Source organism: Streptomyces scopuliridis (assembly GCF_042790125.1).
Taxonomy (GTDB): Bacteria; Actinomycetota; Actinomycetes; order Streptomycetales; family Streptomycetaceae; genus Streptomyces; species Streptomyces scopuliridis_A.
Genome location: NZ_JBHTZS010000003.1, coordinates 98,877 through 111,434, shown reverse-complemented (window position 1 = coordinate 111,434; position 12,558 = coordinate 98,877). Strand labels below are relative to the sequence as shown.

Here is a 12,558-nt window from a genome sequence, read left to right as displayed (position 1 = left end):
ACTCCGGCCGGCGGCTGTGCGGACCGGCGACTGCTCCGGCCCGGCGGCTGTGCGGACCGGCGGCGCACGCGGGCGGGGCGCTCAGGTGCCGTGCACACCCGCGCGGTACTTGGGAATCCGCACCGTGATCTTCGTACCCGCGCCCACGCCCGTCTCGATGACCAGGCCGTACTCGTCCCCGTAGACCTGGCGCAGCCGTTCGTCCACATTGAGCAGTCCGATGCCGGTGGACGCGCCGCCCTCGCCGCGCAGGATGCGGCGCAGCCGGTCCGGCTCCATACCGACCCCGTCGTCCTCGATCACCACCTCGGCCTCGGCGCCGGCGTCGAGCGCGCTGATGGTGATCCGGCTGGTGGTGACGGCCCCTTCGAGACCGTGCTTGACAGCGTTCTCGACGAGCGGCTGAAGACAGAGGAACGGCATCGCCACCGGCAGGACCTCCGGGGCGACCTGGAGCGTGACCGAGAGCCGCTCGCCGAACCGGGCCCGTACGAGCGCCAGATACTGGTCGATGGAGTGCAGTTCATCGGCGAGAGTGGTGAAGTCGCCGTGCCTGCGGAACGAGTAGCGGGTGAAGTCGGCGAATTCCAGCAGGAGTTCCCGGGCCCGCTCGGGGTCCGTACGGACGAACGAGGCGATGGCGGCGAGGGAGTTGAAGATGAAGTGCGGGGAGATCTGGGCCCGCAGCGCCCTGATCTCGGCCTCGATCAGCCGGGTGCGGGAGCGGTCCAGCTCGGCCAGTTCCAGCTGTACGGAGACCCAGCGGGCCACCTCACCGGCCGCCCTGGCGAGGACCGCGGACTCGCGCGGCGCGTAGGCGACCAGCGTGCCGAGGACCCGGTGGTCGACGGTCAGCGGGACGGCCACGCCCCAGCGCAGCGGGCAGTCGAGATCGCCGCAGCCGCTGGCGAAGGCGGTGCCGCGCCCGCTGGCGAGCAGTTCCCCGACGTGTGCCATCACCTGCTGGTCGTGGTGTTCGCCCGAGCCGTCCCAGGCGAGCACCCGCTCCCGGTCGGTGAGGCAGAGCGCGTCGGTGCCCAGCAGGGAGCGGAGCCGGCGGGCCGCCTTGCGGGCGCTCTCCTCGGTGAGACCGGCCCGCAGCGGGGGCGCGGCGAGCGAGGCGGTGTGCAGGGTCTCGAAGGTGGCGCGCTCCACGGGCGTGCCGACATCGCTGGTCCGCTCGGGGCGCGCGGTGCGCCGGCCCAGTACGAAGCCGCCCGCGAGGAGCAGTGGGCCGAGGACGATCAGTACGGCGAGTGCGGCTCCGCTCATCCGGCGCCCCCGGTTCCGGTTCCGTTCCCCGTGCCCTCGCCCGCTCCGGCGGCACCTACGCCCGCGCTCCCGCCTCGGCTGCCGGACATCAGTGCCTCCGGCAGATGGAAGCGCGTCATCGCCGCGTTGGTGCCGGGCGGTATCCGGCTTCGCGTGGCCAGCGACACCAGGATCATGGCGAGGAAGCCGACGGGCACCGACCAGACGGCGGGCCAGGCGAGCAGCGCGTGCGGCCAGCCCGACCGTGCGGCGCCGCTCACCGTGATCACCGTGGCGGCGAACGCCAGACCGCCGCCGAGCAGCAGTCCCGCGATCGCGCCCGGCGGGGTGAGCCGGCGCCACCAGATGCCGAGCACCAGCAGCGGGCAGAACGACGAGGCGGAGACCGCGAAGGCCATCCCCACCGAGTCGGCCACGGGCATCCCGCTGACCAGCAGTGACCCGCCGAGCGGCACGGCCATCGCGAGCGGCGTGGCCAGCCGGAAGTGGCGTACGCCGCGCGAGGGCAGGACATCCTGGGTGAGGACCCCCGCGACGGCCATGGTCAGCCCGGAGGCGGTGGAGAGGAACGCGGCGAAGGCGCCGCCCGCGACCAGCGCGCCGAGCAGATCCCCGCCGAGCCCGCCGATCGCCCGCTCCGGCAGCAGCAGTACGGCGGCGTCGGCGTCCGTACCGTACGGCAGTTCGGGGACATACAGCCTGCCCAGCGCGCCATAGACGGGCGGCAGCAGATAGAACGCGCCGATCAGCGCCAGGACGATCACGGTGGTCCGGCGGGCGGCCCGGCCGTTGGGGCTGGTGTAGAAGCGGACGACGACATGGGGCAGCCCCATCGTGCCGAGGAAGGTCGCCACGATCAGACCGTAGGTCGCGTAGAGCGGATGGTCCGCGCGGCCGACGACGGCCGCCGTCAGATCGAGGTCGACGCGCGGCCGTCCGTCGCCCTGCCAGGCCAGCAGCAGGAAGAGCGCGGGCACGAGCAGCGCGGTGAGCTTGAGCCAGTACTGGAACGCCTGGACGAAGGTGATGCTGCGCATTCCGCCCGCCGCGACGGCCACCACCACGACCAGCGCGACCAGCACCCCGCCGAACCAGTCGGGCGCACCGGTGAGGATCTTCAACGTCAGCCCCGCGCCCTGGAGTTGGGGGACGAGATAGAGCCAGCCGGCACCGACCACGAACACACTCACCAGCCTGCGCACGGCACGCGATTCGAGCCGGCCCTCGGCGAAGTCCGGGAGGGTGTACGCGCCGGAGCGGCGCAGCGGGGCGGCGACGAAGAGCAGCAGGACGAGATAGCCGGCGGTATAGCCGACCGGGTACCACAGCATGTCGGGGCCGTGCAGCAGCACCAGGCCCGCGACGCCGAGGAAGGAGGCCGCGGAGAGGTATTCGCCGCTGATCGCGGCGGCGTTGAGCGCGGGCCGTACCGTGCGGGAGGCGACATAGAAGTCGGAGGTGGTACGGGATATCCGCAGCCCGAAGCCGCCGACGAGGACGGTCGCCAGCACCACGACGGTGACGGCGGTCACCGTATAACTCTGGCTCACGGAACGGGCCGGCCCTTCACGAGCCGGGCGAAGTCGCGCTCGTTGCGCTCCGCGCGCCGTACGTACCACCAGGCGAGCAGGGTGAGCAGCGGATACGCGGCGAAGCCCAGCACCACCCAGACCGCCGTCGCGTCGCGCAGGGTGGCGAAGGCGAGCGGCAGCGTGCCCGCGACCAGCGCGAGGAGCGCGAACGCGGTGAGCCCGGCGCGTAGTTGACCGCGCATCAGGGAGCGGACATAGGCGTCGCCGAGCGCGGTCTGCTCCTCGATCTCGGCCTGGGCGCGGTAGCGCGGCAGGGGACGTACGCGACGGGGCTCACCCGTGACCACCTCGCGCCGGGGCGCCGGCTGCCGGGACGCGGGCTCCCCCGTCATGTGCGTCCCCCCTTTCTCTCTTGCTCTCCGTACTCCCCGCCCCATGCCGAGGCCGGGCGAAATGCTCGGGGCCGGAGTGTACGCAGCCCGGTGATCCCGGGGGAAGCCCCTGGTCAGCGGCCGCCCTGCCGCATCAGCAGATCCCGCAGCGCGCGGGCGTGGCGCCTGCTCACCGCCAGCTCGGCATCGCCGACGCGGACACTCATCGCGCCCGCGTCGAGCCGCAGCTCGTCGATCCGGGCCAGGGCGACGAGATGGCGGCGGTGGATCCGTACGAAACCGCGGGCCCGCCAGCGCTCCTCCAGCGTGGTGAGCGGGATACGGACCAGATGGCTGCCGGTGTCGGTGTGCAGCCGGGCGTAGTCGCCCTGCGCCTCGGCGTAGGCGATGTCGTCGACGGCGACGAAGCGCATCACTCCGCCCAGTTCGACGGCTATCTGATCGGCGGCGGGGGCGGAGACCGGCCCGCGCTCCCCCACCAGTTCGGCGACCCGGCGTACCGCCTCGGCGAGCCGCTCCCTGCGGACCGGCTTCAGGACATAGTCGACGGCCTTCAGATCGAAGGCCTGGACGGCGAAGCCCTCATGGGCGGTGACGAAGACGATCAGCGGCGGTTCGGCGAAGCCGGCCAGCAGCCGGGCGACATCGAGGCCGGTCAGCCCGGCCATATGGATGTCGAGGAAGACCACGTCGATGGCGGCGGGGTCGTCGGGACCCGCGTCGAGCGCCGCGCCGATCCGCCGCAGCGCCTCCGTCGCGCTGGTGGCGCCCTCCGCGCCACGGATCCGCGGGTCGGCCCTGAGCAGGTACAGCAGCTCTTCCAGGGCCGGTTCTTCGTCGTCCACAGCCAGTACACGCAGCATGACGCCGGAGTGTAGGCGGTGGCAGGTGCTCAAGGGCTCCCGCGGCTTGAGTCATTCCGCGTTCCGCTGCGTACCAGACGGCATGCGGACCTTGGACCTCCATCGTGATGCCGGCGCCTACGCGCTGGGCGTGCTCGACGCCGCGGACGCCTTCCGGTTCGAGGACCATCTGCCGGGCTGTCCGCGCTGCTCGGAGCTGCTGGCCGAATTCGGCGGTGTGAAGGAGCAGCTGGACGCGTACGCGCGGCGCACCCCCGTCGGCATGGCGCCGTTCACCGCCGCGAGCCCGCGGCTGCTGGCCGGGCTGCTCGGCCGTACCGCCGCGGGGCGGCGCCGGGAGTTCGGACGGCGGCTCGCGCTGGTGGCCGCGGCGGCGGTGCTCGCGGTCGGCGGCCCGCTCACCGTCCGCGCCCTGGCGCCCCCGGCGGATCCGGGCACACCGGTGACCACCCGGTGGACCGCGTCGGACCGGTCGACGGGGACGGCGGCGGTGGTGACGGCGGCGGAGATGGCGTGGGGGGCGGATATCGGCCTTGAACTGGTCCGGTCCGCCGATTCGGGCTCCTGCTCCCTGATCGCGGTGGGCCGGGACGGATCGAGGGAGACCGTGACGTCCTGGGCGGCGCGCGCGGGCGGCACCGAGCCCCTGGTCACCCGGGGCGGGGCGGCGCTGCGGCCCAGCGAGATCGACCACTTCGAGGTCCGGGCCTCGGACGGCCGCCGGGTGATGACGATCGGCCGGTGAGCGAGTCAGGCCGCTCAGGAAGCCGTCAGGAGGCCGCTCACTTGAGGAGCCGCGACATCCTGCGGTCGGCGAGCGGCTTCCCGCCCGTCTGGCAGGTCGGGCAGTACTGGAGCGAGGAGTCGCTGAAGGAGACCTCGCGGATCGTGTCGCCGCAGACGGGACAGGATTCACCGGTACGGCCGTGTACCCGCAATCCGCTCTTCTTCTCCGCCTTGAGCCGCCCCGCCGCCACTCCCCGCGAGCGCTCGACGGCCTCGCGCAGCGTGCCGCGCAGCGCGTCGTAGAGCGTGCTGATCTCGTCCTCGGAGAGGTTCCCCACGGGCTTGAACGGCGACATCCTCGCCGCGTGCAGAATCTCGTCGCTGTAGGCGTTGCCGATACCCGCGATCAGCCGCTGGTCCCGCAGCGCGCCCTTGATCTGCCGGTGTTCACCCGCGAGCAGCCGGGCCAGCGCGGCCCGGTCGAAGGAGTCGTCGAGCGGATCGGGCCCCAGCCGCGCGATCCCGGGGACCTCCGCGGGATCGCGTACGAGATGCACGGCGAGGCGCTTGGTGGTGCCCGCCTCGGTCAGCTCGAACCCGTCTCCCCCGCTGAGGACGGTGCGCAGCGCGAGCGGCCCCTTGCCCGGCCGTGGGGGCATCGCCGGGAACGAGTCCTTCCAGCGCAGCCAGCCCGCGCGGGCGAGATGGAGGGCGAGATGCAGTTCGCCGTCCCCGGCATCACGCGCGACGATGTCCAGATACTTGCCGTGGCGGGCGATCGCGGTGACCGTGGCGCCCTCCAGTGCGGAGAGAGGCGGATCGTATGTCTTGAGCACATTGATGGTCAGTGGCAGCACACGGACGATCTCCTTGCCCACCAGCTGGCCGTCGAGGAACTCTCGCAGCGCTTCGACTTCGGGTACTTCCGGCATGGGTCCAGGGTGCCGCAGGGGCCGTGCGAACGCCCGGCAGGCCGGTCGGGCAATCCGCGGGGCCGGGCGGCGACGAATCCGTTCGCCGGATCGTTCATGTGGCAGCCCCGCCAGGGGTGCCCCGGACAGCCTCCGGGCTCCCGCCGTCGGAAGGAAGGCCCCCGTGCCCGTACGCGATCGCCGAGCCGCCGTCCAGCCCGCTCTCGTTCTGGACAGAACCGCCGCGCGGCCACGCGCCGTCGTCCTGCTGCTGCACGGCGGGCGGGAGGAGGGCGTGGAGCCGCCGGCCCGGCTGAGTCTGCCGGGCGCCCGGATGTGGCCGTTCACCCGCGCGGTGCTACGGGCCACCGACGGATACGACGTGGTGGTGGGCCGGGTGCGCTACCGCTGCCGGGGCTGGAACGGCAGCCGGGCCGACGCGGCGCGCGACACCCGCCGGGCGCTCGACGAGCTGGAGCCCCTGGTCGGTCCCGTGCCCGTCGTGCTCGTGGGGCACTCGATGGGCGGCCGTGCCGCGCTCGCCGCCGCCGGACACGACCTGGTGAGCGGGGTCGTGGGGCTCGCGCCCTGGTGCCCGCCGGACGATCCCGTGGAGCAGCTGAGGGGCCGCAGGACGGTGCTGCTGCACGGCGACCGTGACCGGGTCACCAATCCGCGCGGCAGTGTCGAGCTGGCCGCCCGTGCCCGTGCGGCGGGCGCCGAGGCGTGTGCCGTGCTGCTGCCCGGCGGTGATCACGCGATGCTGCGCCGCCCCCGTACGTGGCACACGCTGGCCACCCACTCGGTCACCGCCCTGCTCGGCATGGAGCCCTTCCCCGGCCCGGTGCGCCATGCCTTCCCGGAGCCGGCCGAGGACGACACGGATCCGGTTCAGAGGGCGTAGACGCGCCGGGCGGTGTCCCGGAAGACCGCGGCGCGCTCGTCCTCGCTCAGTCCGTCCGTCACGGTGCGCGCCGTGTCGAGGACCTCTCCGTACGTGGCGGCCAGCCGGCACACCGGCCAGTCGGAGCCGAACATCAGCCGCTCGGGCCCGAAGGCGTCGAGGACGGTATCGGCGTACGGACGCAGCCCCTCGGCCGTCCAGGAGTCCCAGGCGGCCTCGGTGACCATTCCGGAGAGCTTGCAGACGGTGTTCGGCCGCGCGGCCAGCTCTCTGACCAGGCCCGCCCACGGCTCCGTCGCGCCCGCCGCGATCGGCGGCTTGCCGAGATGGTCGAGGACGAAGGTGAGTCCGGGCAGCAGCTCGGCGGCCTTCGTGGCGGCGGGCAGCTGATGCTCCAGGATGACCAGGTCGTAGACGAGTCCGGCGGCGGCGACGGCCGCCAGACCGCGTCGTACGTCCGGGCGCAGCAGCCACCGCGGGTCGGGCTCCCCCTGCACCTGATGGCGTATCCCCACCAGCCGCTCGCCGCCGGGCAGCTCGCGCAGCGCGGCGAGGGTGTCCGCGACCCCGGGCGCGGTGAGGTCGGTCCAGCCGACGACGCCCGCCACGAGGTCGCTGCCGTCGGCGGCGGCGAGGAACTCGGGGGTCTCCTCGGGGACCCCGATGGTCTGCACGAGCACGGTCGCGGACACCCCGGCGGCCCGGGTCTCGGCGTCCAGGTCCGCGAGGCCGAAGTTCCGCCGGAGGGGAGCCATGGCCGGGCCGGTGATCCAGTCCTGGTCGCGTACGGACAGATCCCAGATGTGGTGGTGGGCGTCGATCACGCCCGGCGGTGTCATGACAGCTCCCAGACGACGGGCAGTCCGGCGCCGGCGCCGTCCGCCGAGTAGTCGTGCACGACGTCGAGCAGCTCGGCCATCCGGGCCTGCCAGGCGACATTGACCGGGAGTTGGTCCAGCTCGGCCAGCAGACGGGCGTAGTCCGCGCACTCCAGCAGATGGAAGAGATCGGTTCCGCTGCGCCAGATCGTCCAGGAGGTGGCGCCGGCGGCGCGGATCGCGGCGGTGAGTTCGGCGGGCACCTCGCGGTGCGCCGCCTCGTACTCCCCGATCCGGTCGGCGCGGACCCTGGTGTGCAGGGCGACCCTCATGACAGCACTCCGTTCTCGGTCAGCGGTCCGTCGGCCCCCGGTACGTGGGTCAGCAGTCCTTCGGCGCGCAGTTCGGCCCACAGGTCGTCGGGGACGGTACGGGAGGCCACTTCGGCCGCGTCGCGTACCTCCGCCGCTGAACGGGCGCCGACCAGCACGCTGGCGACCGCCGGATGACGCGACGGGTAGTGCAGGGCCGCGGCGCGCAGGGGCACTCCGTACCGCCGGGTGACGGCGTCCATCCGCAGGGCACGGTCGAGCAACTCGGCCGGGGCGGCGGTGTAGTCGTAGGTCGCGCCGGGGCGCGGGTCCGCGAGCAGCCCGGAGTTGAAGACCCCGCCGACGACCACGCTCCTGCCGCGCGCGAGGGCCTCGGGCAGCAACTCGGTGAGAGCCGACTGGTCGAGAAGTGTGAAGCGGCCGGCGCACAGCACGACATCGGCGTCCGTGTCGCGGAGGAAGCGGGTGAGCATCGCCGTCTGGTTCATCCCGGCGCCGATCGCCCCGACGACCCCTTCGGCGCGCAGCCGCTCCAGCGCCGGATACGCCTGCTGGAAGGCTTGTTCCGCGTGGTCGTCGGGGTCGTGCAGATAGGCGATGTCGATACGGTCCACGCCGAGCCGCCGGAGGCTGTCCTCGATGGAGCGGCGCACCCCGTCCGCGCTGAAGTCCCAGACGCGGCGGTGTGTGGCGGGTACGGCGAAGCCGTGGGCGAGATCGTCGCCGACGGGTCCGGCGCCGGATACGGGGGCGAGCAGCCGGCCCACCTTGGTGGAGAGGGTGTACGCGCCGCGCGGCCGGTCGCGCAGCGCCTCGCCGAGCCGCCGCTCGGAGAGCCCCAGGCCGTAGTGCGGCGCGGTGTCGAAGGAACGGATGCCCGCGTCCCAGGCGGCGTTCACCGCCTCGGCGGCCTGCTCCGGTCCGACGGGGGTGTAGAGATTGCCGATCCCGGCCGCCCCGAAGGAGAGTCCGGTCACCCCGACCGTTCCGTGCCCGAGCGTGGTGTGCCGCATACCGCTGCCGCCTCCCGATGTAGCCGCTGCCGACCGCCCAGGAGCGCGAGCGATCACCATGCCGATCACGATGAATATTCATCGGATGACTGAACGCGTCAACACCCTTGAGATAGCTATCTGTACGGAGTTCGCATCCAGCTGTCCGATCTCTCGGGTTCCGCAGGGCTCTCGACGCCTACCTGCGGGCCGCTCGGACGGAGTCGGTGGAGCGGATCCGCCCGCTCGGCCCGGTGACCCGGAGCAGTTCCCGCAGTTCGTCGGTCATCCCGCCCGCCAGCCGGTCGAGATCCGGCACCCCCTTGCCGTCGGCGACCAGCCCCACATGCACCCGCCCGCCGTAGGTGGACAGCGCCACCGCCAGGGACTGGCCACGGGCGAGCGGCGCCATCGGGTACAACTCGCGCAGCGGGCAGCCGCCGAGCGAGAGCGTCGAGCGCGGCAGCGGGACACTCGTCACCAGGATGTCGAAGAGCATCCTGGCCGCGCTGCCCGCGAGGGGCGCTCCGAGCCGGTGGGCGAGCGGCGGGAGTTGGTCCGCGAGGACGGCCACCGCGCCTGCCCCGCGCGAGGGACCGTCGGACTTGTTGCGGTCCATGCCCCGGCGTACGGCGGCGAGCCTGGCCCGGGGGTCGGCCTCGGCGAGCGGCAGGGCGAGGAGATAGGCGGAGAGCCTGTTGCCTGTGCCGGGCGGGCCGCCCGGTCTGCGCCGGGAGACCGGTACGAGCGCGCGCGGCGCGGCGGCGGGCAGCGGCTCGCCCCGTTCGAGCATCCAGCGGCGCAGCGCGCCGGCCACGGTCGCGAGGAGGACATCGTTGGCCGTGCCGCCCGCGGCCCTGCGGATCCGCTGGACATCCTCCAGATCGAGCACGGCGGTGGCCAGCCGCCGGGTCCCGCTGGATCCCGCGGTGAGCGCGGGCGTACCGCGCGGGTCGAGCCGGCTGGCCCGTACGACCGAGGCGCCGATACCGACCGCCCGGCCCAGCTCCTCGATCCGGCCCCGGGCCAGCCCGGCCACCTGCCAGGGGCCGGGCAGCCAGGACCGGGGCGGCACGGGGCGCGGCCGGCGGTCCCCGGACGCCCGCGCGTCGGCGATCTGGTCGAAGATGCCGGCGCCGATGGCGACCGCGCGGATGCCGTCCGCCAGCGCGTGGTGCAGCTTCACCAGGACGGCGAAGGGCCGCCCGCCGCCCGCCGCTTCCCCGGTCGCGCCGCCTCCGCGATCACCCTCTCCGTCCGCCGTCAGGACGTACATCTCCCAGGGCGGGATGCCGCGTTCCAGCGGACGTTCCATCAACTCCCCGGCGAGCCGCGCCGCCTCCGTCGCGAACTCCCCCTCGGGCAGCGGCAGCCGGCGCACATGCCGGCGTACGTCGAACTCCTTGTGCACCGCCCAGGCCGCGCCGCCGACCGGCAGCCAGACGTCCCGTACCCGCATCCTGAGCCGGGGGATGGCGGCGGCGCGCGCGGCGAGCAGCTCCGGCACGCCCGCTCCGCCGATCGTGCCGGGCGGAGCGGTGAAGACCGCGAGCGCGCCCAGGTGCATGGGATGGTCCGCGGATTCCAGATGCCAGAAGGCCAGATCGAGAGGTGCCAGCAGCTCGGTGGTCAAGGGAACCCCAGATCCTAGAGGCGAGGTACGGCGACGGGCACAGCCAATCGCCTTCGTTCGGTTACGGTCAAGTACGATCAAGTCACCTACAGTTAACGACGAAAACCGCTCAACGTGACGGCCGGTCCGGCACGATGAACTCGCACCACACGCACTTGCCGCTGCCGCGCGACTCCACGCCCCACTCGTCCGCCAGCCCTTCCACGAGCTGGAGTCCGCGCCCCGAGACCCCGGAGAACCCGGCGTCCCGGCGGTGCGGCAGGGCGCTCGAACCGTCCTCGACCTCGACCCGCATCCGTCGCTCCACGCCCGGCAGCACCCGTACGGTCACCACGGCCCCGCCGCCCGTGTGCAGCAGCGCGTTGGTGATCAGCTCGTCGGCGGCCAGCTCGATCTCGTCGGAGCGCTCCCTGGCCCCCCAGGCGGCCACCGCCGCACGGATCATGTGCCGGGCGGTCCGCAGCCCCTCCGGGTCGCTCTGCGCGACCTGCTGCTGGAGCCGGCCGCCCGAGCGCGGGGCACGCGCGCCGCCGCGGCGCAGCAGCAGCACGGCGACATCGTCCTCGCCGCCCCGCGCGTCCACCACCTCACAGAGCCGGTCGGCCAGCAGCTGGAGATCGGACGGGCCGTCCCGTACCAGCGCGGCCAGCAGTTGCAGCCCGTCGTCCAGATCGGCGCCCGGCTGCTCCACCAGCCCGTCGGTATAGAGCAACAGGGCCTGGCCGGGGTCCAGTTCGATCGTCTCCACCGGGTAGTCGAGGTGCCCGAAGGCCGCCGAGAGGCCGAGCGGCATCCCGCCGGGCACCGGCAGTCTGCGGCAGCTGCCGTCGGTGTCCCTGATCAGCGGATCGACATGGCCGGCCCGGACCAGCTGGACCACTCCGGTGGCGAGGTCGGCCTCCGCGTAGGTGCAGGTCGCGAAGCGGTCCGTGTCCAGTTCATGGAGGAAGACCGAGGCCCGCGCCATCACGGTGGCCGGCGCGTGCCCCTCCGCCGCGTACGCGCGCAGCACGATACGCAGTTGCCCCATCACGGCGGCCGCGTGGGTGTCATGCCCCTGTACGTCGCCGATGACCGCCCCGACACGGCCGCCGGGCAGCGGGATCACGTCGTACCAGTCGCCGCCGATGTCCCGGCCGAGCCGGGCCGAGCGGTAGCGGACCGCGATCTCGGCGCCCGGCACGGCGGGGATCCGGCGGGGCAGCATCGCCTGCTGGAGCCCCTCGGCCAGATCGTGTTCCTGCTCGAAGAGCACCGCGCGCTGGAGGCTCTGGGCGATGCTGCTGCCGAGCGCGACCAGCAGATTGCGGTCCTCGGCGGTGAAGCCGCTCTTCTCCCGGTAGAGCAGCCCGAGGGCGCCGATGGGCCGCGCCTGGGCGATCAGCGGCAGATAGGCGGCGGCGTTGATGCCCAGCCCGCTGATGTGCGGCCACAGCACGGGGTAACGCTGCGCGAACTCCTCGGCGGACTCGATGAAGCGCGGCACCAGCGTGCGGACCACCTCGCTCATCGGGTACTGCTCGTCGGTGCGGGTGACCCGCGTTCCCTGTACGTAGGAGCCCTCGGGGCCCTCGGCGACCAGATGGATGCGGCCCGCCTCCATCAGCCCCATGATCAGACTGCTGGCCCCGAGGTGTGCCAGACCGTGGGAGTCCTTCAGTACGTCGATGACGTCCTGGACGGTTCTGGCGTGGGCGAGCGCGGCGGCCGTGCCCTCGACGACGCTCGTCCGCACCCGGCGCACCGCGCTCAGTTCGAGCCGCGCGGCCGAGTCCGCGAGTTCCTGGGTGGCGTCGCGGACGATGCCGATGACGCGGTAGGGCCGGCCCGCCGGGTCACGGCGGATGGCGCCCTGGGTGTGCGTCCAGCGCAGACTTCCGTCGCGCCGCCGGACACGGAGGTACGCGCCGTAGGTGACGTTGCCGTCCCGCAACGCCCGCTCCACGACCTCGTTCAGCCGGTCGCCCTCGCTCGGCGACACCCGCGCCTCCAGGCTGCTCAGCCGGCCGTCGTACTCGTCTGGGCGCAGATCGAAGACCGCGAGGGCGGGGATGTCCAGATGCAGGAGCCCGCTGTCGAGGTGCCAGTCGAAGGTGCCCATCCGGTTGAGGGACAGACTGGTGTGCGGATGGGCGGGCCAGTCGTCGGGGAGCGACAGTGGACCCGCTTCCCGTTCAACCATG

12 protein-coding genes are annotated in these 12,558 nt (G+C 73.2%); 2 read left to right on the top strand and 10 right to left on the bottom strand.

Annotated features, from left to right (window positions below; translation table 11 throughout):
- Positions 1-81: 81 nt before the first annotated feature.
- The 4 genes from ACFRKB_RS05105 to ACFRKB_RS05090 form a co-directional block, all read right to left on the bottom strand.
- Positions 82-1,272: a sensor histidine kinase gene (locus ACFRKB_RS05105; protein WP_383103406.1), complete on the bottom strand. Its 1,191-nt coding sequence runs from the start codon at positions 1,270-1,272 to the stop codon at positions 82-84.
- Positions 1,269-2,822: a sodium/solute symporter gene (locus tag ACFRKB_RS05100; protein ID WP_383103404.1), complete on the bottom strand. Its 1,554-nt coding sequence runs from the start codon at positions 2,820-2,822 to the stop codon at positions 1,269-1,271. Before ACFRKB_RS05100 ends, ACFRKB_RS05105 begins: the two co-directional genes overlap by 4 nt.
- Complete coding sequence (locus tag ACFRKB_RS05095) at positions 2,819-3,196, bottom strand: hypothetical protein (RefSeq protein ID WP_383103403.1); 378 nt, start codon at positions 3,194-3,196, stop codon at positions 2,819-2,821. Before ACFRKB_RS05095 ends, ACFRKB_RS05100 begins: the two co-directional genes overlap by 4 nt.
- 113 nt (positions 3,197-3,309) lie before the next feature.
- Complete coding sequence (locus ACFRKB_RS05090) at positions 3,310-4,059, bottom strand: LytR/AlgR family response regulator transcription factor (RefSeq protein WP_030349341.1); 750 nt, start codon at positions 4,057-4,059, stop codon at positions 3,310-3,312.
- An 82-nt stretch (positions 4,060-4,141) separates the two neighbouring features.
- Here ACFRKB_RS05090 and ACFRKB_RS05085 point away from each other — a divergent pair, with 82 nt between their 5' ends.
- A complete protein-coding gene (locus tag ACFRKB_RS05085; RefSeq protein WP_383103401.1) occupies positions 4,142-4,804 on the top strand; it encodes an anti-sigma factor family protein in 663 nt (220 codons plus the stop codon).
- 37 nt (positions 4,805-4,841) lie between these two features.
- Here the strand turns inward: ACFRKB_RS05085 and ACFRKB_RS05080 are convergent, their stop codons facing one another.
- The gene (locus ACFRKB_RS05080; RefSeq protein ID WP_383103399.1) at positions 4,842-5,717 is read right to left on the bottom strand and encodes an Fpg/Nei family DNA glycosylase; all 876 of its coding nucleotides are present in this window, start codon (positions 5,715-5,717) and stop codon (positions 4,842-4,844) included.
- Between the two features lie 163 nt (positions 5,718-5,880).
- On the opposite strand from ACFRKB_RS05080, the gene ACFRKB_RS05075 reads away from it, so the two are divergent.
- Complete coding sequence (locus ACFRKB_RS05075; protein WP_383103398.1) at positions 5,881-6,600, top strand: alpha/beta fold hydrolase; 720 nt, start codon at positions 5,881-5,883, stop codon at positions 6,598-6,600.
- On the opposite strand, the gene ACFRKB_RS05070 is transcribed toward ACFRKB_RS05075, so the two are convergent.
- The 5 genes from ACFRKB_RS05070 to ACFRKB_RS05050 all read right to left on the bottom strand — a co-directional run bounded on the left by ACFRKB_RS05070 (position 6,588) and on the right by ACFRKB_RS05050 (position 12,557).
- A complete protein-coding gene (locus ACFRKB_RS05070; protein ID WP_383103396.1) occupies positions 6,588-7,439 on the bottom strand; it encodes an amidohydrolase family protein in 852 nt (283 codons plus the stop codon). The genes ACFRKB_RS05075 and ACFRKB_RS05070 overlap by 13 nt on opposite strands.
- A complete protein-coding gene (locus ACFRKB_RS05065; RefSeq protein ID WP_383103395.1) occupies positions 7,436-7,750 on the bottom strand; it encodes an L-rhamnose mutarotase in 315 nt (104 codons plus the stop codon). The genes ACFRKB_RS05070 and ACFRKB_RS05065 overlap by 4 nt, the downstream gene beginning before the upstream one ends.
- On the bottom strand, positions 7,747-8,763 hold the full coding sequence (locus tag ACFRKB_RS05060) for an aldo/keto reductase (RefSeq protein WP_383103394.1): 1,017 nt from the start codon (positions 8,761-8,763) through the stop codon (positions 7,747-7,749). The genes ACFRKB_RS05065 and ACFRKB_RS05060 overlap by 4 nt, the downstream gene beginning before the upstream one ends.
- Before the next feature lie 178 nt (positions 8,764-8,941).
- Complete coding sequence (locus tag ACFRKB_RS05055; RefSeq protein WP_383103392.1) at positions 8,942-10,375, bottom strand: wax ester/triacylglycerol synthase family O-acyltransferase; 1,434 nt, start codon at positions 10,373-10,375, stop codon at positions 8,942-8,944.
- 109 nt (positions 10,376-10,484) lie between these two features.
- A complete protein-coding gene (locus ACFRKB_RS05050) occupies positions 10,485-12,557 on the bottom strand; it encodes a SpoIIE family protein phosphatase (protein ID WP_383103391.1) in 2,073 nt (690 codons plus the stop codon).
- Position 12,558 lies beyond the last annotated feature (1 nt).

What these genes read in the sequence shown, in the direction of transcription:
- ACFRKB_RS05095 (WP_383103403.1), bottom strand. Translation starts at nt 3,196, where the DNA reads ATGACGGGGGAGCCCGCGTCCCGGCAGCCGGCGCCCCGGCGCGAGGTG.
- ACFRKB_RS05050 (WP_383103391.1), bottom strand. Translation starts at nt 12,557, where the DNA reads ATGGTTGAACGGGAAGCGGGTCCACTGTCGCTCCCCGACGACTGGCCC.
- ACFRKB_RS05105 (WP_383103406.1), bottom strand. Translation starts at nt 1,272, where the DNA reads ATGAGCGGAGCCGCACTCGCCGTACTGATCGTCCTCGGCCCACTGCTC.
- ACFRKB_RS05085 (WP_383103401.1), top strand. Translation starts at nt 4,142, where the DNA reads ATGCGGACCTTGGACCTCCATCGTGATGCCGGCGCCTACGCGCTGGGC.
- ACFRKB_RS05065 (WP_383103395.1), bottom strand. Translation starts at nt 7,750, where the DNA reads ATGAGGGTCGCCCTGCACACCAGGGTCCGCGCCGACCGGATCGGGGAG.
- ACFRKB_RS05080 (WP_383103399.1), bottom strand. Translation starts at nt 5,717, where the DNA reads ATGCCGGAAGTACCCGAAGTCGAAGCGCTGCGAGAGTTCCTCGACGGC.
- ACFRKB_RS05060 (WP_383103394.1), bottom strand. Translation starts at nt 8,763, where the DNA reads ATGCGGCACACCACGCTCGGGCACGGAACGGTCGGGGTGACCGGACTC.
- ACFRKB_RS05090 (WP_030349341.1), bottom strand. Translation starts at nt 4,059, where the DNA reads ATGCTGCGTGTACTGGCTGTGGACGACGAAGAACCGGCCCTGGAAGAG.
- ACFRKB_RS05070 (WP_383103396.1), bottom strand. Translation starts at nt 7,439, where the DNA reads ATGACACCGCCGGGCGTGATCGACGCCCACCACCACATCTGGGATCTG.